Genomic DNA, 24846 nt, shown 5'->3' on the forward strand with positions numbered 1-24846 from the left:
CGGCAAGGGCGCAAGCGCTGTTATTCGAAGTAACCCCGGTTGTAGACGATATTTCCTTGATAGTCGACATACACGTTTTTGAGATTCGGTTTTTTTAGGGCGACGTTGGTATAGTAATATATCGGAAGAATAGCCTGATCCTGCTCGATCAGTATGCGCTCGGCCTTCACCATCAGCTCCATGCGCTCCTTGTTATCCAGCGATTGTTTCGCCTCGCGGACGAGCTTGTCGTATTCCGGATTGCTGTATCCGATATCGTTGTTGCCGCTTCCGGTCATGTACAGATCGATGAAGGACATCGGGTCGTTGTAGTCGGTGATCCATCCGGCACGGGCCATCTGATAATTAAGGGCGGTGCGGTTCTTCAGGAAGACGCCCCATTCCTGGTTTTCGATTTTCGCCTTGATGCCGAGATTTTTGTTCCACATGTCGGCGACGGCTTCGGCTACCTTTTTGTGGCTTTCGTCGGTATTGTAGGCGAGCGTGAATTCAGGCATGGCGGACAGCCCCAACTCGCTGAGCCCTTTCTGAAGCAGCGCTTTGGCTTCCTCTACGTTTTCCTTGAAATAATCGTCCTTATGCTCCGTGCGGTATTCGCCGTTTTCGCCCGCGATTCCCGGAGGAACGATGCCAAATGCGGGCAGCTGTCCGCCGAGGGTCACCTTGTCGACGATCTGCTGGCGATCGATCGCCATGGCAAGAGCTTTGCGAATATTGACGTTATTAAACGGCACCTGTTTATTGTTGAACAAGTAATAGTAGCTGGAGGCGATGCCCTTAATCTCGAGTTCGTCCGCTTTTGTCTGTTTCAGGACCGGAATCTGCTCGTTCGGAATGCGTCCGGTCGGCATGCCGGCAAAATCGAGCTGGTCGGTCTCGTACATGTTCAGCTCCGAACCGGAATCGTCGACCATGGTCATCTGCACTTTCGTGAATTTGATATCGTCCTTGGCGTAGTACTGGTCGTTTTTAACCAGCACAAGCGAGCTTTGCTGCTTCCATTCGCTGATTTTGAACGGGCCGTTCGATATGATGGTGCTAGCGTCGGAGGCCCATTTCGGATTGGTTTTCGCCGAAGAATGAACAGGGAAATAGGTCTGGAATGAAAGAAGGCTTAAAAAATACGGGGTGGAGTGCTCCAATTCGACCTCAAGCGTATGGGCATCGACGGCTTTGACGGCAACCGAATTCGGATCGGCGTTTTTTCCGGTGTTATACGCTTCCGCTCCCTTGATGTAGTACAGCTGATAGGCGTACGGCGGCGCAGGTTCGGTCTTCGGATCGAGCACCCGTTTCCACGAAAACTCGAAGTCAGCCGCAGTCACGGGATCTCCGTTCGACCATTTCGCGTCCTTCCGCAAATGGAAGGTATACTTGGTTCCGTCCGATGAAACATCCCATTTCCCGGCGGTACCCGGAAGGACTTCGCCGTTTTGGTTGCTCCGCGTCAGCCCTTCATACAGCCCGTTAAGCACGGCGAACGACACGTTGTCTTGCGACTGACCGGGATCAAGCGTTGGCGGATTCGAATGGAGATTGAAACGGAAGACCTGCTCCTTCGGCGTTTCGGTTTTGTTCCCGGGCGCGGGATCGGCGGGTTTTTCATTGGTCGTCTTCGGCGGCGCGGAAGAGTTGGCGTCCTGGCCGCCGTTTCCGCAAGCACTCATGAAAACGCTTACAGCCATTAATAACAGCACGGCCAGCATGGATTTTGGTTTCGTTCGCATAGCGTACCCCTCTCTTGATATGAAGTGGTCCGCCTTGGCCGGGGGACGACGATATCAAGCGGAATCGGTCCGGCCATCGGCGTGTACCCTATCATTTTATAAACATGCCGACTCGTCTCCATTTATTCCCAATTGCAATAAATTTCGTGAAAAGCGTCATGCCGCCGCAATCGATCGATAAGCCGGCCGGCATCATGGCCAGAGAGTCGTATGCGGATTAGGGTACTGCCGGAATATCAATCGAAAGAGACGGGCTGATTGAACCGATTAACGATGCGCCGACAGCCCTATTTTTACACTACTTTTGTCGAATGTCTTGTATATGCATATTAAATATATTAAATATGTATTATATATCTGCAGTGAAAGAAATATCGGTTCAGTTTCAGGCGAGACAGCGGGTGCGGGATTCTTGAATGTTCAGCCGGAAGAACAAGGTCGTTTCTTTCATTTGCCGACCAATTCAGCGTAAAGTTGAGGTGCATTGTTCATGTTACGAAAGTTCACCACGCTTTGTCTCGCATTGGTTTGCGTGCTGTCCATGTCCCTTCATGCAACAGCCGACCCGGCAGCCGGACCGTCATCCTCCTCCAAGGGGATCAAGTGGCCCGATTCGCAAGCGCTCCCGTCGTTCGCCAAAGTTAAACACCTGGATGTGGCGGATGTCTACGACGCGCCTGGGGATGTCAAAATTTTGCTGGCGACGCTGCAGGGCATCGTCAACCGGAATCAACCGCGGATTTATTTGCTTGAAAACGAGGAAGAAGGAAAAATGACCTGGCTGAACGATCTTCAGGTGCCTTATACGGTGCATAACGACCCTTGGGAAGTGGTATCGGAATTCAAGCATGAAGCGAAGGGGCTTATCGTATACGATCCGAAGGTGCCGGACAGCATCAACGTGGCGACGACGCTGGCCGGATTGAAGGATGCCGTTGTGGCCAGTCCGGAACTTGTGCCGAAGCTCACGTCCGCTCCATACGGCCTGAACGTGCTCGATGATCTTCAAGGCAAATTCAAGGATCGGATGGACGCCTACAATTGGCAGTACGAGAACTTATGGAAGCAGACGACGCACCGGATGCTGATCGGTCTCAGCCCGGATACGCCGGTGAAGCTGCCTCCGGGACTGCCGCCGTCGTTTAAGGTGGTGGCGGAAGAGAAAACCCAGGAACGCGATGCCAAGAACCGCAACACGTATGATCTCGATCTGACCTCTTTTTTGGGCAGGGATGCGGTATACCTTCGGTTCGAGGATGCTTTCCAGCAGGACGGATGGGGCTCCGCCGTTCATGAAGTAACGGTGCGGGCCGACGGCCGGACCATCGCCCGATTCGTGCCTGGAACCGACGGCGAAACCCCTTTCCTGTACGATGCCCAAAACTCCCAGCTCTCGAGCGGCAGCGGCGGACACCGGTTTGCGGACAACGGCCGGTACTTCGTCTACGCGTTTAAATTGCCGGCAGGGACCAAGTCGTTGACGGCTTCGGTGGACATGTGGAACCAGTTCAAGGTATATGCCGGCAACGAAGCGCCGCCTTCTTCGGAACGGAAGGAGCCTTACGGGTATTTGCGCGATTACGCGGTCGCCAACAAAGCGATGGTGTTCTGGCTGGGCACCAATACGCCGGAGCAAAAGGCGTTGTTCGAAAAAATCCTGTCCGACGTTCCGGCAGGGACGCCCTATCTCGGCTGGTTCAGCAATGATACCGAAGGCGAGTTCAACGGGGTGGAGCTTTTGTCGAATCACAGCGTATACGTGCTGGCTGCCGATTGGTTCAGCAACCTGACGGTATTCTCCGGCACGCAGGCGAAAGGTCTCGGTCCGCTCCCGAACGAAAAGGTCAAGGCGCCGAAGCTTGAAAATAAAATATATGTCACTTATACCTTCAGCGAAGGCGATAACTTCCAGTACAACCAGCATCGCTTGCGCCATTTGTGGGACGACCCGAACCGCGGCAAAGTGCCGATCAATTGGACCTCCAGCCCGCTGCTCTATGACGGCGCGCCTGCGATGCTGAGCTATTACCGGAGCACCGCCACCGCCAACGACCAATTGGTCGCAGGCCCGTCCGGCGGCGGTTATTTCTACCCGAACGCCTGGCCGGAGAAGACGCTGCCCGATTTCCTGAAGAAGACTTCTTCCTATCTTAAAAAGACCGGCATGACCGTTCCATATGTCTTGAACCGCGTGGCGAACCAAAACGTTCCGCTTAGCGATTCGGTGGCGAAAGCCTATGCAGACAATTACCGTCCGAACGGACTGTTCCTGAGTTGGGAAGATCGTTTCGGCGTGGACATTCTAAAGGGGAACCTGCCGGTGTCGACGATCCGGGGCATCGGCACGGTAGAGGACGGGCAAAAGGTGCTGGCGGAAGCCAAAGCGGACTGGGACGGCCGATCGCCGCTGTTCGTATCGCTCGGACTGCTGGCCTGGAGCATGACGCCGACCGATGTGGTAAAATTGTCGGATTCGCTGGGTCCGGAGTTCCAGCCGGTTCTCGCTGATCCGTTCTTCACCCTGATCCGGGAGGCGAACGGACTGCCGGCGAAACCGTAACCTTGGCTAACATGATGAAGCGATCGACGCGATGATACGCGTTGGTCGCTTTTTTATCTCTTCCTTTTTGGAGACGAATACATATTTCCACCTGCTTTCTCAAACAATGAGGGAAGAAGTATTGCAGCAAGCGAAAAGGAGGAAGAGGGCTCTTGAAATCATCGAAGACATCACGTTGGGGCATGTGCATGAAAACCGCCGGGCTGGTCCTGCTTTTGGCCGCCGTCCCCGCATTCGGCGCATCGGCGCAGCAGTCGTACGGTGCGTATGCGGATTCGAAAACGTTCCTTGAACAGGGACAACACGGGGAAGCCGCGCAAAAGGCCGCGAAAAAAGAAAAAAAGGTTGCGGTAATCATCGATGACTTCGGCAACGGGCAGGGGGGGACGCAAGAGATGTTGTCCTTGCCGATCAAGCTCACCGTCGCGATCATGCCGTTCCTTCCGACGACGCAAACCGATGCGGAGCTGGCTCATCAAAAAGGTTACGACGTCATTGTCCATATGCCGATGGAACCGAAGCATGGAAACCCGAAATGGCTCGGACCGGGAGCGATTACGTCCAAAATGAGCGATGAAGAGGTGCGGAGAAAGGTCGAAGAGGCAATCGATAACGTTCCCCATGCGATCGGGATGAACAACCATATGGGATCGAAAATTACGGGCGACGAGCGGATCATGTCCATCGTGCTGCAGGTATGCCGCGAGCGGGGGCTGTTTTTTGTCGACAGCAAAACGAACTACCACTCGGTCGTAGGCAAACTGGCCGCAAACATGGGCATGCCGCCGGTCGCCAACCATATTTTTCTCGACGACTCCCACACGGTCAGCCATATTGCCAAACAAATGAAAGCCGTCGAAGCGTATGCCCTCGAACATGATAACTGCATTACGATCGGACATGTCGGAACGCAAGGCAAAAAGACGGCCGAAGTGCTGAAAAACGTTGCCCCGAAAATGCAGGAGCATGTCTCTTTCGTCGGCATCAGCGACTTGGTGCGGGATATATGGGGTTGGCAACCTTCGCCTATATTACCGTCAAATAATAATTGATCCCGTCCGCAATCGCTTTGGCGATTTGCAATTGGCCTCTGCGGTCGGTCAGCATGGCGCGGTCTGCGGCATTGCTGAGAAAGCCGGTTTCGACAATGACGGCCGGATCGGCAATTTGGTTCAGCAGGTAAAATGGACGGCCATGCTCGATATTTCCTTTGAAGCCGTATAGCTGATCCAGCTGCTGCTGAATGGCCGAAGCAAGCAGGACGCTGCGGCCTTCGTTTTGAAAAAGGACGAGTCCGCCGCGTTTGGAGGTGTTTCGTCCCCAATTGACATGCAGACTGACGACCACCAGGGTCGGGATTTGCCGGCTGAGCTCTTTTCGCTGCGCCAAATCCCGCAAATGCCTGGACCTCGTGCCGAGCCAATGGTTTTCCTCGCTCAGCGCGTAGTCGCCTGTCCGGTTCAGCACGGCATGGTAGCCCATGCTGCGAAGGAGCATAAACACTTTTTGCGCGATGGCAAGGTTGATGTCTTTTTCCAAAATATTCTGGAATGACGTTCCTCCGTCGACGCCGCCATGTCCCGCATCGATGATGATGACGTCGCGGATGAACGCGGGGTGATCCTTAACTTCCTCCGGGCTTAGCGCATGCTGAGCCCTTACAGTCGGAGGAAAGGCGAGCACAGACGCCATAAAAACGAGAAAAACGGGCTTCAAAATTTTGTTCATACGTTGAGGCCATCCTTTCGAAACGTATCCGGATGAACCAAAGTCTGGTCCAGTCCGTTCCTGCACAGCTTTAGAATGCGCAATTGTCGGAAAAAAATGCATGTGTAGGATGGACGTTGCAAATCATGGGATAAACTGCCGCGGTTGATTCCGGGGAAGCTTTGTTTAAAAACGCGGGGTTTTGCGAAAGCTAATCCTATCACAGCTGCGAAAGGGGATGCGCACAAGTGGCTAGCGGAGAAGAGCTTGTCAAATACATCACGGAACGCGTCGTGACGTTTATGGAAACTCCCAAAGAGGAACGGCGGCGCAGAACGAAAGAACCTTGGTCGGAAAAATGGTTCGGGATGATCCCGCTCGGCATCATGTTGATGAAGCGGCCGTCCGACAAAAAAGACCGGAAATAAAAAAATCGGGAATAACTTGAAAAAGACGCCTTGCCGTGTATGGCTGGGCGTCTTTGTTATGTTCAACATGATCGGCTGCTTCGCGCTTCGCTTCATAAATAGGATACGTTCAATGATCGGAATTCGCCCCGCGCCATGAGTTCGGAGGCAGGAAGAAACCTGGTGCCGTTCGGGCCGGTGGCCGCGTATAACGTTTCTTTGCCGGTGCCTGCAACCTGCCAAGCATGCAGTCCGTTCACGACGAAAGGAGCTCCAAAGTCCGCATTTCGCCCGGGGGACGTAAATACGAGGCTGCTTCGTCCGTTCCGCATGGCTTGAAGCAAATCCTGGCTGCCCGTCAGCGATAGCTTCGGCGATTGAAGCCAGAGCAGATTATCGTACGGATCGCTTGTCCGCTGCTGCTTAGGCAGCATCGTGCTCGTCAGATGGAGCCCTTTTCGGGAAGCGAGGCCTCCAAGGGGCGCTTTTTCCCGGCCGGTCGGCATCGGAAGTTCTTCGCCGGTAATCGCGTGAAGATAAATCGTTGATTTGCCGGGCTGCGTAATTTCCCACACCGGCAGCAGGGTGAAATAACGCGCTTCGACGTTTGCTCCGGCGGCCAGCTTCGAACCCGGCCGGAGGATGCCTCGTTCTTTCAATTGCTCACGCAGCGCCTGGGCGTTGAACGGCATCGCATCCTCGCGTCCGTATTCGCTCAGCATGTAGTTGCCGTCATCGGTTGAGGTCAGAATCAAATAGCCGACCGGTTTGCCGTCTCGGCTGACGGTCACAAGCCAGCTGTGCGTGCCCGGTCCGAGCGGAGCGTACGAAATGCCGGCGTTCTTCCAGTCCTGGAACGAATCTTGTTTCGAAAGCTCGCTCACGATGGTCTCCGTAAAACTTTGCAGCGAAGACGGGACGGCGGCTTGACGCAGGCCGTAAACGGCAGTTGAGGCCGGCAGGCTCGAATGGATCGCTGCGTCGGAACTAGAGGCGCCGCTGCTGCCGGATGCAAGCGCGGCCCCCGCCGGGACGAGACATCCGGCGAGAAGGAGCGCAGCCGCCGTTTTTGTGGCAAAAGAGAGCATAGTCGCAGGGTTCATTTGGGTTCACCCTTTCCTTTTTTCGCTTTTTCCCGAGATACATAGGCTTTTAAAGTTTACGGCAGGACGAACATTCGGTTCATCCCGGGATAAAGCTCGCTAAATGGCGATTTATTTTCTTTGAAGCATGCCGATAGACTTTTTTCTTATTGTAAAGGACAAGCCGTAAAAAGGCTGTTGCATGCTGTCACGCGGACGGAGGCCGCTCCGGTTCTATTTTTGCCTGCTTTTAGCGAGGAAGGTCTAAATAAATCTACCCTTTTGAGCGGAGATGAAACAGGCCGCAGGTTATGGCGGACAAATGTACTTTGGGCTCGTATTGCCATGTCGTTTCGCTCCGTCTGCTGGCGAATTGCTCACGGATCGCGGCCAGCTTCTCCTCGTCGGGTTCCTTCAGAAGATCCTCGTAATAGATGTCGATGACCGCGAGTTCCTCCTTCAGGCGTTCCTTGGCCTGTTCGGCCCAGCCGTAGTCCATCTCGGCAAGCTTTCCGGTCAAATAGGACTCCAGCAGTCCGGCAGCGGCGTCAAGCGAAAGCGTTGCCGGCTGAATATGAACGTTTTCGGGCAGGCGCGGACTCAAGGTCAGTCCCTTCAGCCGATCGGGAAACGGGGAAGCGATCTGCCCGCTGACAAGGGAAATTCCGATGAAATGAAGTTCTTCCTTTTTCATGTCGCACGCCATTTCCGCTTTGAAGCAGACGCCCAGCCACGGCTCGTAAGGGGCCGAAAACAGCGTTTCGCGCTGCAGCGAAGGCGGCTGCTCGAACAGATACAGGCAGAAGCCTTCCTGGCGGGCGGCATTCCAAATCTGCTGCAGCCTTGCGCTGCCGTAAGTGACGTCCTCGCGTTGGATGCGCCCGGGGCCGAGCTGCGGCAGGAGGGGCGCCGTACCGTAATAACGCGACAGGAGATGGTCCTGCTGCCGCGCGGCCGCGGTTTTTTCCTGCTCGTGTTGGTCGTAGCGTTCCGGGTCGAAAACGAACGTAAAGGATAACGTCTCCGGTTCCGCGCCGGTTCGGTCGACGAATCCCCAATAATAAGGCCTGCCCGTCAGCTGCCGGTCAGCCTGCGGAGACAGCTTGACCGTCACGTGGTACGGCGATTTTTCGATGATCTGGCATTCCGTGCTTTCCAGGTAGGTCATCATATGTTCCCGGACCTCCTGCGGAGACATGCTCATCTCAGGCTTCCTCCTCCTTCATCGTTTCCGATTCATAATCGACCTGCTGCTTGATTTGGTCCAGGGTTTGGCCAAGCGAGTTCACTTTTTGCCGGATTTCCTCGTTCGAGTCGGATTCGAGGAACATTTTGACGAGTCTTTTTTCCAGCGATTCCTGTTTTTCGAACCGTTCGAGGATGACGTCGAGCCCGCCGATGACCATCTCGAACATGTTGATCTTTTCGTGGAGCAGATGCAGAATATGCTCCTCGATCGTTCCGGAGGTGGACAGGTTATAAATTTTGACGTCGTTTTGCTGTCCGAGGCGGTGGACCCGCCCGATCCGCTGCTCGACGCGCATCGGGTTCCACGGAAGGTCGAAGTTGATCATATGGTGGCAGAACTGCAGGTTGATGCCTTCGCCGCCGGCTTCCGTCGCGATCATCACCTGCGCGCGCCCGCGGAAGAGATCCATCATCCAGTCTTTTTTGCCGCGGTTCATGCCGCCCCGGTAAGGGACGCAAATCAGGCCGTGTTTTTGAAAATATTGGAGCAAATATTCCTGGGTCGCCCGGTATTCGGTGAACACGATGACCTTTTCGTTCATTTGCCGGATCAGCTCGATCGTTTTTTCGGCCTTGGTATTGGCCTTGATCGCGCGAATGGCGTTGACCAGCTCCCACACCTTGGCGGTGAGGGGCGATTCGTCCGGGATTTTTTTCGAAAGATTCACCAGCGTCAGGAATACCGCGTCCCGGCTGCTGCAAACCTCCCGCTGCAGGGTCACGAGCGACAGCATGCTGCTCAGATTTCCTCCGGACGCCCGGTATTCGTCTTTGACGAAGGCCGTCACGCCGTCGTACAAAGCCTGTTCTTCAGGCGACAGCTGCAGGCTGACGTTGGTGACGTGCCGTTTCGTGAACTGGACGGGGCCTTCGCCCCGGCGGTTTCGGATCATGACTTTGGCGAGCTCGTCCTTCAGCTGCTCCTGGTTTTTCGGCTGCCGCTTGCCGACGACGAAATTGGTGGCGAAATCGCCCTGGCGGCCCAGCTGCCCGGGTTTCAGCAGCGTGATCAAATTAAACAGCTCCGTCATGTCGTTTTGCACCGGCGTGGCCGTGAGGAGCAGGCAATATTTTTTGCGCAGCTTTTGAATGAACTGGTAGTTGGTCGTCTTTTTGTTTTTCAGTTTATGGGCTTCGTCGATGATCAGCATGTCGTATTCCTGGCTGAGCAAAAAATCTTTATGCGGATCCCGTTTGGCCGTATCGATGGACGCGACGACGATATCGGAATGCCAGGTGTAGGCTTTTTTTTGGGCGATGGCGGGAATGCCGAATTTGCTGTTGAGCTCGCGCACCCACTGCAGCACAAGGGAAGCAGGCACGAGGATCAGCACTTTCGATACGAGGCCGCGAATCATGTACTCCTTCAAAATCATCCCGGCTTCGATCGTTTTGCCAAGGCCCACTTCATCGGCCAAAATGGCTCTGCCGGACATTTCGAACAGCACCTTGCGCGTGGTGTCAAGCTGATGCGGGAGCGGGGAAAGACCCTGCAAATGCTTGAGGCACTGCAGTTCGTCGAAACTGGTGACCAGCCGCGCTTCCTCTCCCCGGATGGCCAGCTGCGCCAGCCCCCAGTCTCCCCAAGGGCCTCCTTTTTCCAGGCGGTTATTCAGCTGATCCAGCCAGCTGCGGTCGATATGCAAGGGAACCGGAAGGGTATGCGGGTTCTCGCTCGTATTGGAAGTGTTCATGCCCCTACCTCCTTCGATGTTTTCGTATGCTAGAGGACTCAGCCAAAATCCATGCGTAGCATTTAGTATGCACGTAATCGAAAGAGTTCATAACCGGCAGCGAAGGAGGATGGGGCCGGGGGATGTAGAGGAGGGTTAATAACGGATCTGCACTTCGATGTCTTGTTCATAATTGCCAAAGTTTCTGCCGAACAGGCTGACGCCGCCGGGATATTTGGCATCTTCGGGCGAACTGATCCGGAAGCGGATCGGTTTGGCGGGGGCGATGGGAATGTCCTGTATGGTGACCCTGGACAGCCGGACGCCGTCCATGAACGTGCCGTCGGCATTGATCCACAGCGTTTTGAGCAGCCCGTGCTGGGTGCTTCCCTGATCCCACCAAAGCGGGGTAAGCTTTCCGCGCACGCTGCCGAAGTCTCCCGGGGACGTCCATTTGCAAACCTCAACCCCGCCGACCGAAAACAGAATGTCCGACGGCCAGTTTTCATCGTAACCCGGAGCTTCGGAACAGATCTCGAGCGAGATGCGGATGTCGGTCAGAAGTTTGCTTTCTACCATGTAATTAGGGATTTGGTATTCGACGTAACCGCTGGCGAACCAGAGATGCTGGGCATGGACATGTTCCGGTTCCGCAAAATAGCGGGGGTCGTCCCGCATGCCGATCAGCTTGGCTTCCGATGCCAGCCCGCAGGTAGGTTTGACCTGATAGGACACGTAATGGCCGACCGGAATCGATACCGAATAGCCGTTTTGGTCCGGATGGATGATTTCGTCCGTGCTGCCGGACGGCTTGAAAACGAGCGTGAGCCGGTCCAGGACCAGAAAGCATTTTTTCTGCATGCCGCGCTTTCCGGACGAAATTTCGGTGTCGATGATGCCGGCTTCCTTCAGCTGTTGGACATGTTTGGTGACGATGGCCGAAGAGATGCCGAGTTTTTGGGCCATTTCCTTGATGTTGAGCGGTTCCCGGCTCAGCATCTCCACCATTTTGATTCTCGTGTCGGAGGCCAGGGCCGCAAATAAGGAAAGGCTGTCGCGGTTTACGTTGAATTCCATGAAAACATCCACCTTTTGTCGTATTCATCATGCGGTCGAACATGTAATAAACATGCAATAAACATGCGTACGGAATGAATTATATAATTAAAAGGTTAATCAAACAAGCGGAATAAACGGCAGGAAGGAGGGGGATTCGCGATAATCTGCAAAGGGCAGCGAAACATATGGTTAACGAAAGGGTTAACGGGGATGGACGGATGGCTGCCGGGGCATGCCGCCACAAAGGCGCCCGTTAGTTGAATAAAATTTTCCTTGCGGAGCAAAGCTTTGAATAACCAACTATTTGAAGCGTTTGGGTGACCCACATTACATCAAGGACGGGAGCAGCTATGTCGATACGTTTTTGGTCGCAAAAAAGAAGACACGCAGAAAAGCCGCCAAAGTCCCCGGAGACGCCGCCCGCGGACCGGAGCGGCAAACGTCCGGAAACCTTCGATGAACGGCTGGAGTGGGTGCGGCACGAACTGGTCCACTGCTCCGACTTGATCATCCACACGTTTCATACGGGCAAGGACCGGAGATGCGCCCTGGTATTTTTCCGGGGCATGATCGCCAAAAACACGGTCCAGGACGAATTGTTGCGGGATTTGCTTTCGCTGGAGGCCGAAGACGCACAGAGGTTCAACGAGCAGCTGTTCGAGCAAAAGCGTTTGTCCGTCACGGGCCTGAGCGTCGTCACCGACATGGATCAGGGACTTGCCGCCGTTTTGGACGGGCACGCGCTGCTGATAGTCGACGGAGACCCGCGAATGCTTGATATACCATGCAGTTCGATCGAAAAAAGGGCGATCGAGGAAGCGCCGAATGAATCCGTCATCCGGGGGCCGCGCGAATCCTTTATCGAAGACCTGGACGTCAATATCAGGCTGCTCCGGAAACGCCTAAAAACCCCGTCCTTTAAACTGGAGTCGATGGACATCGGCACGCATACCAAAACCAAAGTGGTCATTGCTTACATGCAGGGGATTTGCAAGCCGGAACTGCTGGAAGAAGTAAAAAAACGATTGTCGGGAATCGAGATCGACGGCGTCATCGGAAGCAGCTATTTGGAGGAGTTCATCAAAGACAGCCCTTTTTCTCCGTTTCCCCAAATGCAATACACCGAACGGCCCGATGTGGCCACGGCTTCCCTGCTCGAAGGAAGGGTGGCCATTCTCGTGGACGGAACGCCGATCGTATTGATGGCGCCGGTGACCCTGTTCATGCTGATGCAGGCGGCCGAGGATTATTTCCAGCATTACGTGGCCGCGACATGGATCCGGTGGATCCGGTACGTCTTTCTGATTGCTTCCTTGACGCTGCCTTCCACCTATATCGCCGTCACGTCGTTTCACCCGGAGATCATCCCTTCGAGTCTGCTAATATCGATCGCGGCCTCCAGGGAGATCGTTCCCTTTCCGGCGCTTGTCGAAGCTTTTATCATGGAGATCGCCTTCGAGGCGCTGCGGGAAGCCACCGTCCGCATCCCGAAAGCGATCGGCCAATCGGTTTCCATCATCGGTGCGCTGATTATCGGGACGGCCGCGGTGCAGGCGGGAATCGTCTCGGCCTTTATGGTCATTATCGTTTCTCTCACCGGCATCGCCTCTTTTATTAGCCCCCACTTCGATTTGGGATTGGCGTTTCGGCTGCTCCGGTTTCCCATCATGATTTTATCGGGGGTGTTCGGCCTGTTCGGACTGGCTTGCGGCTTGATCTTAATTTATATCCATCTGATCAATCTGCGTTCGTTCGGGACGCCGTATTTATCTCGCAATCCCAGATCTAAATGCTGTATTCGCAATACCTGTATACGACGACGCTGGGGTTTATCATCCCCCTGCTGATCAAAAGCGCCCAATACATGGCCTGGGTTTCCCTGCTTGTGGGCGCCGGCCTGGGCTTGGTGATAACGTACGGCGCCTACCGTTTGGCATTGAAGCGGCCGGATCGGACGTTTGCAAGCTACGGCGGGGAACTGATCGGCAAATGGCTGCATTATCCGTTGACCTTCATGATGCTGTTTACGGCCTTGTTCGTCGCTGCGCTTATTTTGCGGGAGCTATTGGATCTGATTTTACAAATTTATTTGCAGGATACGCCGGATTGGGCGATTGCGATGCTGTTCGGGTGCACCTTCGTTTATGTCGTCCGTTCGGGAGTCGGAACCATCTTTCGGGCCGCGCAAGGTTTTTTCTTCATCAGCGTCGTTTGGATTTTTATGGTCCCGCCGTTTGTTTACAGAGAGCTTAATTTCAACATGGCCATTGCCCTCGTGAACCATTTCAATTTGGCGGGAATTTGGAACGGGAGCTATTCGATGGCGGCGCAGTACGGGGAAATGGCGTTTATCGTGTTCCTGTTTCCTTTTTTCGCGAAACCCGCTAAAACGATGAAATCCCTCTTTTGGGCGGCCGTCACCTCGATCGTCATCGTTCTGGTCGGCCTGATCTCAACGATTTTGCTGTTCGGGCCGTCCCTGGCCGGAAACTTGACTTATCCGGAGCTGGAGCTGATCCGGTACATTCCTCCGGGAGGTTTTTTTGAAAACTTGGACCCGCTCATTATCGCGATCTGGCTCTCCAGCTTATTCATTAAGATCAGCCTGCTGCTGTTCATATCCGTGATCGGCTTGACGCATGCCTTCGGGCTGAAGGACCATAAGCCGTTTTCGCTTTCGATGACCGTTGCGATGGTGGGCCTTTCCCTGGTTATGGTGCGGACGGTGCCGGAACTGGATTATTTGGTCGATCACGGCTTTGTCCCGTTTCTGATCGTCGCGGAGTTGATTCCTCTGCTTTATTTGGCCGCCGACGGGATCCGCTCCTTGTTCGGCCGGCGGAAAACCCGCGGAAAAAACATGTAGGCTTAAGCCGAAAAAACTTTCAAACGCTACTGACATAAGGGTGTCAGGAGCGTTTTTGTATATTGAAACGGAAGAGCAGGAAGGCCGCTTCGGAGGAAAGCAAGCCTTCTTCATCCATAAGGAGGGAAAAACGGATATGCAACTCGCACAAATCAACGAACAGAGCCGCTTTTGGATCGGCGTGGTATCGGCGTCTCATGTCAAACGGGGGGTAGTGGGAGGATTCGCCCAGCTTTGCCACGGCAAGTCGGCGCCGCTGCGAAAGATGCGGCGTGGCGATTGGCTGATCTATTACTCGCCGCGGACGGAAATGGGCAAAGGTCGTCCGCTGCAGGCGTTTACCGCCATAGGGGAGGTTGCCGACGATGACGTGTACGCATTCCCGATGTCGGAATCGTTTGTGCCCTTCCGGAGAAATATCCGGTATTCCCCTTGCCGCGAAGTGAAGATCGCCGGCTTGCTCGATTCGCTCAGCTTTACGCGCGGAAATGCGCATTGGGGTTATTCGTTCCGTTACGGCCATCTTGAGATCCCGCGGGACGATTTTATGACGATTGCCGACGCGATGCTGCGCGAAGCCGACGATGATTGCGGCGCGATCGGCCGCGCCGAATGAAAATGCGGGTGAAAAGGGCCTTATTCCCCAGGAAATAAGGCCCTTTTCGTTTGGCCTGATGGAGATCGATTTCACCCGTGTTCTACACAAGGCTGGTCTAGGTACGCTGCCTGTTAGAAAATGGCGTGTTCACCCGGTCGGAAAAGGGCGATAAGGAGCTGGAACTTTTTTCAAGGCCGCTGCGTTTATATCATAAATCCATAAAAAGGGAGCAGGAAGATGAAAAGATCGCTTTTTATTGTACTGGCCGCATTGGTGATCGGAGGATGCTCCAATACGGAGATGGGCAAGGCGCAGCGTCATGCCGACCCGGTGCCGTCCGGAACGGTCATGCAAGAGGACGGCGGAACGGCGGATCCCGGCGGCAGCGGAACGGATCGTAAGGATGCAGACGAACCGGCGAAGCAAGCATCGGGGCAGAAAGACGGGACTTCCGAGGCTAAAGGCTCCGAACCCGATAAAACCCGTGGGGCAGGCACGGAAGGAACGAAAACAACTGCTTCGCAGCAGCAAGCCGGAGCCCAGGCCGGCAGCCTGCCGCGGTTGGATGCGGCCCGGCTTGCAAACACCTACGGTTTTGCGGACAACACCGGAAAGTACATCCTTTCGTTCGAAAACATGGAGGCAGACGACCTCGATACAGCCATTGGAAAAGACGGTCGGCCGCTCAACATCCGATTCGTCAAAAAACAGCCTCAAGGCCCTCAGGATAACGGAACCCGGTCCGCGAACAACTTCAGCAACGTCCAAGGCCTGCTGTACGAAGTCGTGGACGGCAATGCCGAGCCGAACGAAACCTATTATTTGGCCAACAGCGGCAGGTTTAACGTCGCCTCCCTGCTGCAGGTGAAGCCCGAAATAAGGGGAGGGGCAAGTGACGAAGTAAAGCGGAACATCGAGGCTGCCAAATCCCAAAAGATCGAGAAGATTTGGAAAATAGCCGACATTGCGCCGGACAAAGAGCTGTACGTGGTCCAATTCCGGAAGCGGGGAAAAAAGATCACGGCGTCTCTCGTGCTGCGGGAGGGGGAGCGGATCGCGGCGAAGGATTTCACGGCCGACTACGATCCGGTTTCGACCTGGCGCGTGGACGACGGCGGGGAGATGACACCCGGAATGTTCTCGGTCCTGTTCGCCGCATCGGGCGAAGGCGGGGTCGTATTGTGCGTGGCCTGGGCCGGAGCGGAGGGGGAAAACGACTATATTTTCAAGCAGAAGGGAAATGAACTGGCGGACTTGAATTTAACGACGGGGCGGTACATGTCTTACTAACGCCATAGAAGCCAAACGGATGCTCGGAGCCGCTCCCCGAAAAGCAAACAATATTCAAAAGACCTTATTTCCGATCAAAGAAATGGGTCTTTTTTGGTTTTTTACAGCCATTTTGCGTCACTACGCGTTTAGCTGCAAAAAAATCTATATGCCTTTTTACAAAAAAAGTTTTGCCTTCCCGCCCATGTGCCCTTATATTAAGAGTACAATCATCGATTAATGTTCGTATTTGGACGTGAAAGATGTTGGAATATCTCGCTTTCGGAAAGGTGATATTGCTTTGAAGAAATCCATTTTTCAATTAAGCACAAGAACCGTGGTGACCATCGGCATCGGCGCCGCCCTGTACGGAGCCACCAGCTTCATCGGCATTCCCGTCGGTCCCGATACGTCGCTGCGTCCGGCCATCGCGCTGCTGGCGATTTTCGGCGCGTTGTTCGGGCCGGTCGTCGGATTCGTCGCAGGGCTGATCGGCCACGTGCTGAACGACCTGCTGACCAGCGGTACGGTATGGTGGGGCTGGGCACTCGGTTCGGGCATTACGGCCGCGTTTATGGGACTCATCTATTTGTCCAAAGGATTCGATCCGCAAAACGGAAGTTTTAAAGGAAAGCATATCGGACTGTTTATCGTGTACGGCATCGTCGGCATCGTCTTGTCGCTGCTTTTCTCCGGCTGGTTCGACATCGCGTTTATGGGCGAACCTTCCGACAAGCTGGTCGTGCAGGTGGCCGCGGCCTCGATTTCGAACATCGTCGTCTTTTTGGTGCTTGGCGTTCCGGCCGTCATCGGCTTTGCGAAAAGAAACGCCAAGACGAGCCATTTGAGCGTGAACGAGTAGGCGCGCGGGAAGCGCCCGAAGGAATAGGAGTTTTTGAAGGTTATGCAGCCAATCATCTCGTTTCAACAATACGGATTCAAGTATAAAAACCAGTCGGAGCCTACGCTGAAAGAGATTACGCTGGACATTTATCCCGGCGAGAAAATCTGGATCGCGGGTCCCAGCGGCTCCGGCAAATCAACATTGGCCCATTGCATCAATGGGCTTATTCCTTTTACGTACGGAGGGGAGACCAGCGGCAGCCTGAAAATTGCCGGCCAGAACCCGTCGGAATCGAGCATATTTAAGCTCAGCCGCACCGTCGGAACGATCCTGCAGGATCAGGATTCCCAGTTCGTCGGGCTGACGGTTGCCGAAGATACCGCCTTCGTTATGGAAAATAAAGCGATGCCGCGCCCGCAAATGAAACGGGAAGTGGCGGCATCTTTAAATAGGGTCGACATGCTGGAATACGCCGAGCACAGCCCGTACGAGCTGTCGGGCGGTCAAAAGCAGAGCGTGTCTTTGGCCGGGGTGTTGTCCACCGACGCCGAGGTGCTGCTGTTCGACGAGCCCCTGGCGAATTTGGACCCGGCTAGCGGACGGAAGGCGATGCAGCTGATCGACGACATCCATCGCCAAAGCCAAAAGACGGTCATCATCATCGAGCATCGCGTGGAAGACGTGCTGCAGCAGCCGGTGGACCGGATCGTGCTTATGAATGAAGGGCGAATCGCGGCCATAGGAACCCCGGACGAAATCTTGTCTTCGGGCGTGCTCCACGGATTCGGCTTGCGGCCGCCGCTGTACGTCGACGCGCTTCGGTATGCGGGCGTACCGCTGGAAGGCGTGAGCGGCTTGCGGCTGCCGCAGCGGCTCGACATCCCGGACCTGAAGGAGAAACTCGACCATTGGTGCGAAACCTGCGGGGACGTTTCGGACCGGAAGACTGCCGCGCCGCTGCTGGAGGTCAAAGGGCTGAACTTCGGCTACGAGGCGGAGCATCCGGTCATCAAGGACGTGTCCCTGCGGATCGGCGCCGGGGAAATCGTGGCGCTGCTCGGCAACAACGGCGCGGGCAAGTCGACGTTGTCCCAGCTGATTACCGGCATTTTGAAGCCGCAATCGGGCGAGCTGCGTTATGACGGGCAGGATATCGGCTCCTGGTCGATCCGCCGCCGCGGCGAAGCGATCGGGTACGTGATGCAAAATCCGAACCGGATGATCACGCAGCATATGATCGCCGACGAGGTGGGCCTTGGGCTCAAGGCGAGAGGCGTGCCGGCGGCCGAGATCAAGCGGCGGGCGGAGGACGCGCTGAAGGTGTGCGGGCTGTTCCCGTTCCGCAATTGGCCGGTCTCCGCGCTCAGCTACGGGCAGAAAAAGCGGCTGAGCATCGCGTCCATTTTGGTGCTCGAACCGAAGCTGATCCTTTTGGACGAGCCGACGGCCGGACAGGATTACCGCCATTATAAAGAGTTTATGGATTTTATCGCTTCGTTGGCCGGACAAGGCATCGGCTTTTTGCTGATCACCCACGACATGTATTTGGCGCTCGAATATGCCGTGCGCGCAGTCGTGCTGAGCGGGGGGCGGGTCATCGCCGAAGATGCGGTGGCGCAGGTGCTGAGCGATCCGGCGGTGACGGAGGCCGCCCATTTGAAGGAAACGTCGCTGTCGCTGTTTGCGAAAGCCAACGGGCTGGCATCGCCTGAGCGTTTCGTGCAGGCGTTCATTAACGCAGAGAAAAAGGGGAAAGGCCATGAATAGAACGGGAAGCCTCTACGCCCCTGGGAACTCGCTGTTTCACCGGCTGGACGGCGCGGTCAAGCTGGTGCTTTTTATGGCCTGGACGGTCATGACCTACATGTTTCTGGATTTGCGCGTCTTCGTGCCGATGCTGGTCGTCGGGATCGCCCTGCTTGTCACCGCGGGCATTCCGTTTAGGCGGATGGCGTTTTTGTTTTGGCTGATGATCATTTTTACCGTGCTGAACAGCATTTTTATCGTGCTGATCACGCCCACGTTCGCGACGCGGCTTACCGGTACAGATACGCCGGTCATTCCGCTCGGGTACAACACGATCAACAGCGAAACGCTTTTTTACGTGCTGACGCTGTCGGCCAAATATTTGACGCTGCTGCCGATCACGATCCTGTGCATCTTCACCACGCAGCCGAGCGCGTTTGCCGCAAGCCTGAACCGGATCGGCGTCCCGTACAAAATCGCCTACGCGGTCAGCATCGCCCTCCGGTATATCCCGGATCTGACGGAGGAATTCCGCAGCACGCTGAATTCGATGCAGGCGCGCGGCATGGGCATCTCCAAAGAGGACGGCAGCATCGCCCAGCGGATCCGCAACTTGGCTGCGGTCGTCGTGCCGGTCCTTCAATCGGCGCTGCACCGGATCGATTCCGTCACGAACGCGATGGAACTGCGCGGTTTCGGGACGCAAAAACGCCGTACCTGGTACAGCGGCAAAGACATGGAGCCGCTCGATTGGACGATGGCCGTGCTTGCGGTCGTGCTGCTCGCAGCCGGAATCTGGCTGAAAGTTCAGGTGCTGCGCGGATTTTGGTATCCTTTTTCATAACATCCCATCCCTCTTTGGCTACAACATGAAGGGAACCCGGAGAAGATCGTCATCCTCTCCGGGTTCTTTTTTTGCGTTTTGACAAAAAAGTTTTACTTGCCGCTCCTTGATCTACGGGGGAATTCCGCGTGAAAGACAGGACTTTCTTTCGTTCATTCGATGTAGATGACAAAAATGTAAGGCGAATGTAAGGGAGAACGATGGAATGAAAAAATGCGCAATGGTACAGTGTTATGGGAATATGTCCCATGTAAAAGGGTTCCGGAAGTTTCGGCATAAGCCGGCATAAAAAAGATCAGGATCGGGAGGGCGACGATGAAAGGGACTGGACGTTTGGCTTTGGCCGCTGCCGCGGCGGCTTTCGTTGCATTGGCGATGCTGCAGCCTGCCCGGGCGGAAACGGTGGTCAAAGGTTATATCGTGGAATCAAGCGCCGACCAAGTCAAGCTGACGTTGGAGCAGGCCATTAAATGGGCGAGAGAAAGCAGCCATTTGCTCAAGGCGGCCAATCAAAACGTGGAACGGAACGCGATCATGCTCCAAAGCGCGGCGGACGAGCTGAAGCAGGTGACCAGGCGGGACAACCATGACGGAGAAGATGACAACGGGCCAAGTGACGCGGAAGCGCTGCGCGCGGCGTACAAACGATACGAGGCCGCCGCAAGCATGTACGAAGATGCACAGAAGCAAGTTCCCCTTGCCATGGATCAGCTGGAATTTCAAACGATGAAAGCATACCATGAGGCGATCATGGCTGCCGATCATGAGGCAACGGACAAAGAAGCGTTGGACGTTGCGCTTCAGGAGGAGAACATTGCGCTCGCCAAGGCGGCCCGCGGCAAAATATCGGAGAACGACAAAGCGAAGGCGGTTCAGGCGAGAATGGAAGCCGAGAAAAAACTCGCGGAAAGCAAAGCCGCTTCGCAAAAAGCCGAGGATGCCCTAAGCAAACTGTTGGGGAAAAAGCAGGGGACGGCATACGAACTGGTGGACATACCGATATACAGCAAGCCCAAAGCGATTGACATCGGGTTACATATTCAGGACATGACATCTTCCGGCAGCCCGGCGTTGTACAAGCAGGAAAATGCGGTGAAGCAAGCGATGGCGGAAGCGTCTTTTTACAACGGGACGTCAGTGAGCGAATATCGGCTGAAGACGCTGGACGTCGAAACGGCCAAGATGGAGCTTTCCCAAGCCAAGGAGCAATTGGCGGATACGCTAAAAAACGCTTATTTAAGCATTCAGCAGTACCAATCGCAATACGAAGAACTGCTGCGCAATCTTCAGAATGCCCGGAACGAGCTGGCGCTGGCCGAAAATAAATGGAAAAGAGGGCTCGTGCCCGGCATTGAAATCAAAACGATCGAGACCAAGGTAAAGCAATGGGAAAGAAAGGCGACGGAGCTTGCGATCCAGCAGAAGGAAGCGGAATTTGCGCTGTACAAACCATGGCTTTTATAAAGAAGGCCAAGCGGATGCGAAATGATGAATGTGGAGGAAAACGGCGTGCTTGAAATCGAAAATCATCAGACATTAACCTCTCTGAGGCGGAAGCGCAGAAAACGTTGGATTTGGATGGCGTTCGCGGTCGTTTTATTATGCGGCGCCGGCATTTTGATCTATTTCGAAACCACCCCGAAACCTGCCGCGGCGCTCCCGAATGAAACCGTGAAGGTCGAGCAGGGAGACGTGACGGATACGCTTAGCCTGGCTGGGATCGTTCAGGCGACCAAAGAAGCGAACCTGAACTTTACCAGCGCAGGGACAAGCAAGCTGGTCAAGGTGAACGTCAAACCCGGCGACAGCGTGAAAGCCGGACAGGTCCTGGCGCAGCTTGACGATTCGGAAGCGAAAATGCAGATCAAAAGCGCCGAGTCCAATTTGGCGATTGTCAAAGCAAAGTTGGCCGAGGTGCAAAAAGGCGCCAAGCCGAACGAAATCGAAGCGCAAAAAGAGAATGTCGCAAAAGCGAAAATGGCACTCGATTCGGCGAATGATCCATTTGCCTTAAAGGAAGCCGAAAACCAGAAAGCGGCGGCCGAAGCAAATCTGGAAAAAGCAAAACAGGCCGTCCTTGAGCCGGGGGAAAACGCTGCATTAAGGGAAGCGGAGCAGCAAGTTGCGGCGGCAAAAGCCAATTTGGATAAAAGCCAAAAAGAGTATGACGACCAGTCCTATTTGTTCGGCCTTGGCGCCGTTTCCTTGAATGAAGCGACGGAGGCCGAGAGAAACCTGGAAAAAGCCAACATCGAATATGAGAACGCCAAACTTCAATATGCCAAAGCGCAGACGGCTTTGCAGGATGCGTTAGATAAAGCGCAAAAAGAATATGAGAACGCAGAGCTGCAATATGAAAAAACGGTGATCAAAGGCAAGCAGGCGGAGGAGGAGGCCAAACTTTCCTACCAATCCGCTTTGGCGGGCTTAAAAGCCGCCGAAGCGCCGCCGGAGCCTTCCGCGGTGTTGTCGGCCGAAGCTGCCGTATTGCAGGCCGAAGCGGATTTGAAACAAAAAGAAAGCGAGCTGTCCAAACTGCAGATCACCGCTCCGTGGGACGGATTGGTTTTGAAGGTGAACGGGGATGTCGGAACAACCCCGACCGCTCCTTTTATCGTCATGAACAATGCGAACTCCAATCAGCTGAAGGTGCAGGCCAAAGTGGACGAAACCGACATTGCGAAAATGAAAACGGGGCTTGAAGCGACCATGCGGACGGATTCGTACCCTGACAAGCAATACGAAGGCAAAATCAGCTTCGTTTCGCCGCAAGCCGTGACCGATGCCGGAATAACGACGTATACCGTGGAGCTTTCGATCCAGGATCCGGAAGGGACGCTGAAGACGGGGATGAATATGCAAATATCGATCCATTTGGCTACTCATAACAACGTTTTGTATATCCCTTTGGCTGCGCTGCAGTCGGAAGGCGGGCAAGACGGCGTGTATTTGGCGCCCGACCCGGCGCACCCTGAAACGTACGTGTTCCAGCCCGTTGAAATCGGCATTTACGCACCCGACCGGGTAGAAATCATATCAGGCGTGAACAAAGGAGCCACCGTCGTCATACCGGCCGAACCTCCGGCGGACAACAGCCCCGAGAACGCCGCTTGGAGCGGTTAAACAGCCGTACGCGTCACACACGCATAAGGGGGAGCATGAACATATGAAAACGGTAATCCAAATCGAAGACATGAAAAAGGTATATCATGTGGGAGATCAGAAGATAGAAGCCCTCCGCGGCGTAAACCTGACCATTGGCGAAGGGGAGTTCGTAGCGATCATGGGTCCCTCCGGATCGGGAAAATCGACGATGATGAACATGATCGGATGCCTGGACCGGCCCACTTCCGGAAAATACGACCTCGACGGCTATTCGATTCTGGAAGCGAAGGAACATGAGCTGGCGATCATTCGAAACCGAAAAATCGGGTTCGTATTTCAAAAGTTTCATCTTCTTCCGCGGGCGACGGCGCTCGCCAACGTGGAACTGCCGATGATGTACGCGGGAGTGCCCGCCAAGGAGCGGCGTAAAAGAGCGATTGAAGCTTTGGTTCAGGTAGGGCTGGGGGACCGGCTTCTAAACAAGCCGAGCGAGCTGTCGGGGGGACAGCAGCAGCGGGTGTCCATCGCGCGGGCGCTCGTGAACCATCCGGTCGTTTTGCTGGCCGATGAGCCTACGGGCGCCCTGGACAGCCGGACAAGCACGGAGATTATGGGAATCTTCCAAAGGCTGAATGACCGGGGAGCGACCATATTGCTTGTCACGCATGAAATGGAAACGGCCGAATACGCCAAACGGCTGGTCGATTTCCGCGGCGGCGCGATCGTCGGGTCGAGGGACATCATGAACCGCAGACTGGCGGCGGAGGAATCGGGCGGATGAATGTAACGGAAATCGTACGCGTATCGATTGCGAGCCTGACGGCCAATAAGCTTCGTTCCCTGCTGACCATGCTGGGGATCATCATCGGGGTGGGGGCGGTTATCGCGATCGTAGCGATCGGCAAAGGTTCGGCGGCCAGCGTTGAAAAGGAAATCAACAGCATGGGCAGCAATCTCATCATTGTTTATTCTTATGTTCCGGACGTTGGCGAAAACGGAACAAATTCGTATGAAGCCAACCCAATGACGCTGGAGGACGTTCAACGGATCGAGAAGCTGCGTACCGTTGCCGGCGTCGCCCCCAAAGGCGCCTCCGCCAGCGCAAAGGCGGCAAGGGGGCACCGGAATTTCGATATTCAAGTGGAGGGGACCCTCAACCGGTTTGACAAGGTATTCAGATTTAAATTCGCGCAAGGCAGAAGTTTTACCCAACATGAGATGGAGCACGGCATGAATGTGGTCATTCTGGAAAGCGAAGCCGCGAATCGCCTGTTTTCCGGGGATCAGGGGAATATCGTCGGGCAGACGATCCAGATCAACCGGATTCCATATACGGTCATCGGCGTGCTTGAAAAAATGGAAGGTTTCACTACGCAAAACGATCAATTATACATTCCGATTACCACGATGAAAAACCGTTTCGGCGCAAAAAGGATCGACTCGGTGTTCATCTCGGCGACAACCCCGGAACTGATCGACAAAGCGAGCGCGGATATCGGAGAGTCGCTCCGGATTCAGCATAATTTGAAGCCAAGCGACGCCCGAAATTTCAGGATCGAAACACAGAAGGAATATTTGGAGTCGGCGCAGGGCGTCAACCGGATCATGACCAACCTGCTTCAGGGGGTTGCCGCGATATCGCTGTTCATCGGGGGCGTCGGCATTATGAACATCATGATCGTATCCGTGACGGAAAGAACGCGCGAAATCGGGATACGCAAGGCGATTGGGGCCGGACGCGGACATATTATGACGCAGTTTCTGACCGAAGCGGTGATCCTCAGCATGCTGGGTGGAGCAACCGGGATTTTGTTTGGCATCGGAGCGGCGGTCCTGCTCGAAAAATTCGCCTCCTTGCCGATCGTCATTTCGCTTCCGCCCATCCTGCTGTCCTTCCTTAGCGCGGTAGGGATCGGCATTCTGTTCGGCGTTTATCCGGCCTACAAGGCTTCGCGTTTGAAACCGATTGATGCGTTAAGTTACGAACTCAACTTTCGCACCTTGAAAATTAGTGTTAAGCCTTGATATGACTAGGATTTCTTATTGAAAAATCTCGTTCTTGACAGAAAAACACCTTTCCGTTTGGTAAAATGGAAGTGGATAGTCTTCCC

General features: G+C 54.7%; 20 protein-coding genes. 14 read left to right on the forward strand and 6 right to left on the reverse strand.

Annotation, left to right across the window (positions count from 1 at the left end):
* Nucleotides 1-20: 20 nt before the first annotated feature.
* Nucleotides 21-1727: a peptide ABC transporter substrate-binding protein gene (locus KI367_RS19275; RefSeq protein WP_212951713.1), complete on the reverse strand. Its 1707-nt coding sequence runs from the start codon at nt 1725-1727 to the stop codon at nt 21-23.
* A gap of 490 nt (nt 1728-2217) precedes the next feature.
* On the opposite strand from KI367_RS19275, the gene KI367_RS19280 reads away from it, so the two are divergent.
* The gene (locus KI367_RS19280; protein ID WP_212951715.1) at nt 2218-4287 is read left to right on the forward strand and encodes a GxGYxYP domain-containing protein; all 2070 of its coding nucleotides are present in this window, start codon (nt 2218-2220) and stop codon (nt 4285-4287) included.
* 152 nt (nt 4288-4439) lie between these two features.
* Nucleotides 4440-5339: a divergent polysaccharide deacetylase family protein gene (locus KI367_RS19285; RefSeq protein WP_246537114.1), complete on the forward strand. Its 900-nt coding sequence runs from the start codon at nt 4440-4442 to the stop codon at nt 5337-5339.
* On the opposite strand, the gene KI367_RS19290 is transcribed toward KI367_RS19285, so the two are convergent.
* Nucleotides 5314-6015 (reverse strand): N-acetylmuramoyl-L-alanine amidase, encoded by a 702-nt coding sequence (locus KI367_RS19290; RefSeq protein WP_052146774.1) that lies wholly within the window; start codon nt 6013-6015, stop codon nt 5314-5316. The genes KI367_RS19285 and KI367_RS19290 overlap by 26 nt on opposite strands.
* Before the next feature lie 227 nt (nt 6016-6242).
* On the opposite strand from KI367_RS19290, the gene KI367_RS19295 reads away from it, so the two are divergent.
* Complete coding sequence (locus tag KI367_RS19295) at nt 6243-6422, forward strand: YqzE family protein (RefSeq protein WP_036706753.1); 180 nt, start codon at nt 6243-6245, stop codon at nt 6420-6422.
* A gap of 92 nt (nt 6423-6514) precedes the next feature.
* Here KI367_RS19295 and KI367_RS19300 read toward each other — a convergent pair whose 3' ends face one another.
* From KI367_RS19300 to KI367_RS19315, 4 genes are all read right to left on the reverse strand, one after another.
* Nucleotides 6515-7504 (reverse strand): hypothetical protein, encoded by a 990-nt coding sequence (locus tag KI367_RS19300; protein ID WP_212951717.1) that lies wholly within the window; start codon nt 7502-7504, stop codon nt 6515-6517.
* A 253-nt stretch (nt 7505-7757) separates the two neighbouring features.
* A complete protein-coding gene (locus tag KI367_RS19305) occupies nt 7758-8687 on the reverse strand; it encodes a YqhG family protein (RefSeq protein WP_212951719.1) in 930 nt (309 codons plus the stop codon).
* 1 nt (nt 8688) lies between these two features.
* Nucleotides 8689-10425: a DEAD/DEAH box helicase gene (locus tag KI367_RS19310; protein ID WP_036706761.1), complete on the reverse strand. Its 1737-nt coding sequence runs from the start codon at nt 10423-10425 to the stop codon at nt 8689-8691.
* A 135-nt stretch (nt 10426-10560) separates the two neighbouring features.
* Nucleotides 10561-11481, reverse strand: a complete 921-nt coding sequence (locus KI367_RS19315) for an ArsR/SmtB family transcription factor (RefSeq protein ID WP_212951721.1) — start codon at nt 11479-11481, stop codon at nt 10561-10563.
* A gap of 332 nt (nt 11482-11813) precedes the next feature.
* Here KI367_RS19315 and KI367_RS19320 point away from each other — a divergent pair, with 332 nt between their 5' ends.
* The 11 genes from KI367_RS19320 (at nt 11814) to KI367_RS19370 (ending at nt 24760) form a co-directional block, all read left to right on the forward strand.
* Nucleotides 11814-13310, forward strand: coding sequence for a spore germination protein (locus KI367_RS19320; RefSeq protein ID WP_212951722.1), 1497 nt, complete (start codon nt 11814-11816; stop codon nt 13308-13310).
* Entirely contained in the window at nt 13253-14329 is a 1077-nt protein-coding gene (locus tag KI367_RS19325) for a GerAB/ArcD/ProY family transporter (protein WP_212951724.1), read from the forward strand. Before KI367_RS19320 ends, KI367_RS19325 begins: the two co-directional genes overlap by 58 nt.
* A gap of 136 nt (nt 14330-14465) precedes the next feature.
* Complete coding sequence (locus KI367_RS19330; protein WP_036706869.1) at nt 14466-14945, forward strand: EVE domain-containing protein; 480 nt, start codon at nt 14466-14468, stop codon at nt 14943-14945.
* Nucleotides 14946-15164: 219 nt separating this feature from the next.
* The gene (locus tag KI367_RS19335; protein WP_212951726.1) at nt 15165-16217 is read left to right on the forward strand and encodes a hypothetical protein; all 1053 of its coding nucleotides are present in this window, start codon (nt 15165-15167) and stop codon (nt 16215-16217) included.
* Between the two features lie 280 nt (nt 16218-16497).
* Nucleotides 16498-17058, forward strand: coding sequence for an ECF-type riboflavin transporter substrate-binding protein (locus KI367_RS19340; protein ID WP_373316245.1), 561 nt, complete (start codon nt 16498-16500; stop codon nt 17056-17058).
* 42 nt (nt 17059-17100) lie between these two features.
* On the forward strand, nt 17101-18807 hold the full coding sequence (locus KI367_RS19345) for an ABC transporter ATP-binding protein (protein WP_212951727.1): 1707 nt from the start codon (nt 17101-17103) through the stop codon (nt 18805-18807).
* Complete coding sequence (locus KI367_RS19350) at nt 18800-19630, forward strand: energy-coupling factor transporter transmembrane component T family protein (RefSeq protein WP_036706764.1); 831 nt, start codon at nt 18800-18802, stop codon at nt 19628-19630. Before KI367_RS19345 ends, KI367_RS19350 begins: the two co-directional genes overlap by 8 nt.
* A 315-nt stretch (nt 19631-19945) precedes the next feature.
* The gene (locus KI367_RS19355; protein ID WP_212951729.1) at nt 19946-21094 is read left to right on the forward strand and encodes a TolC family protein; all 1149 of its coding nucleotides are present in this window, start codon (nt 19946-19948) and stop codon (nt 21092-21094) included.
* A gap of 24 nt (nt 21095-21118) precedes the next feature.
* Nucleotides 21119-22753 carry an efflux RND transporter periplasmic adaptor subunit gene (locus KI367_RS19360; protein WP_081992042.1) on the forward strand — a complete coding sequence of 545 codons (1635 nt, stop codon included), beginning with the start codon at nt 21119-21121 and terminating at the stop codon, nt 22751-22753.
* A 43-nt stretch (nt 22754-22796) separates the two neighbouring features.
* Nucleotides 22797-23516: an ABC transporter ATP-binding protein gene (locus KI367_RS19365; protein WP_212951731.1), complete on the forward strand. Its 720-nt coding sequence runs from the start codon at nt 22797-22799 to the stop codon at nt 23514-23516.
* Complete coding sequence (locus tag KI367_RS19370; protein ID WP_212951732.1) at nt 23513-24760, forward strand: ABC transporter permease; 1248 nt, start codon at nt 23513-23515, stop codon at nt 24758-24760. The genes KI367_RS19365 and KI367_RS19370 overlap by 4 nt, the downstream gene beginning before the upstream one ends.
* The last annotated feature ends 86 nt before the right edge of the window (nt 24761-24846 follow it).

Origin of the sequence: Paenibacillus cookii (genome assembly GCF_018333375.1) — a bacterium.
In the GTDB taxonomy this organism is placed as follows: domain Bacteria; phylum Bacillota; class Bacilli; order Paenibacillales; family Paenibacillaceae; genus Paenibacillus_AQ; species Paenibacillus_AQ cookii.

Coding starts and splice junctions, on each gene's coding strand:
- KI367_RS19305 (WP_212951719.1), bottom strand. CDS start 8,687: ATGAGCATGTCTCCGCAGGAGGTCCGGGAACATATGATGACCTACCTG.
- KI367_RS19325 (WP_212951724.1), top strand. CDS start 13,253: ATGCTGTATTCGCAATACCTGTATACGACGACGCTGGGGTTTATCATC.
- KI367_RS19365 (WP_212951731.1), top strand. CDS start 22,797: ATGAAAACGGTAATCCAAATCGAAGACATGAAAAAGGTATATCATGTG.
- KI367_RS19355 (WP_212951729.1), top strand. CDS start 19,946: ATGAAAGGGACTGGACGTTTGGCTTTGGCCGCTGCCGCGGCGGCTTTC.
- KI367_RS19350 (WP_036706764.1), top strand. CDS start 18,800: ATGAATAGAACGGGAAGCCTCTACGCCCCTGGGAACTCGCTGTTTCAC.
- KI367_RS19330 (WP_036706869.1), top strand. CDS start 14,466: ATGCAACTCGCACAAATCAACGAACAGAGCCGCTTTTGGATCGGCGTG.
- KI367_RS19335 (WP_212951726.1), top strand. CDS start 15,165: ATGAAAAGATCGCTTTTTATTGTACTGGCCGCATTGGTGATCGGAGGA.
- KI367_RS19370 (WP_212951732.1), top strand. CDS start 23,513: ATGAATGTAACGGAAATCGTACGCGTATCGATTGCGAGCCTGACGGCC.
- KI367_RS19290 (WP_052146774.1), bottom strand. CDS start 6,015: ATGAACAAAATTTTGAAGCCCGTTTTTCTCGTTTTTATGGCGTCTGTG.
- KI367_RS19300 (WP_212951717.1), bottom strand. CDS start 7,504: ATGAACCCTGCGACTATGCTCTCTTTTGCCACAAAAACGGCGGCTGCG.
- KI367_RS19275 (WP_212951713.1), bottom strand. CDS start 1,727: ATGCGAACGAAACCAAAATCCATGCTGGCCGTGCTGTTATTAATGGCT.
- KI367_RS19310 (WP_036706761.1), bottom strand. CDS start 10,425: ATGAACACTTCCAATACGAGCGAGAACCCGCATACCCTTCCGGTTCCC.
- KI367_RS19320 (WP_212951722.1), top strand. CDS start 11,814: ATGTCGATACGTTTTTGGTCGCAAAAAAGAAGACACGCAGAAAAGCCG.
- KI367_RS19280 (WP_212951715.1), top strand. CDS start 2,218: ATGTTACGAAAGTTCACCACGCTTTGTCTCGCATTGGTTTGCGTGCTG.
- KI367_RS19360 (WP_081992042.1), top strand. CDS start 21,119: ATGAATGTGGAGGAAAACGGCGTGCTTGAAATCGAAAATCATCAGACA.
- KI367_RS19345 (WP_212951727.1), top strand. CDS start 17,101: ATGCAGCCAATCATCTCGTTTCAACAATACGGATTCAAGTATAAAAAC.
- KI367_RS19315 (WP_212951721.1), bottom strand. CDS start 11,481: ATGGAATTCAACGTAAACCGCGACAGCCTTTCCTTATTTGCGGCCCTG.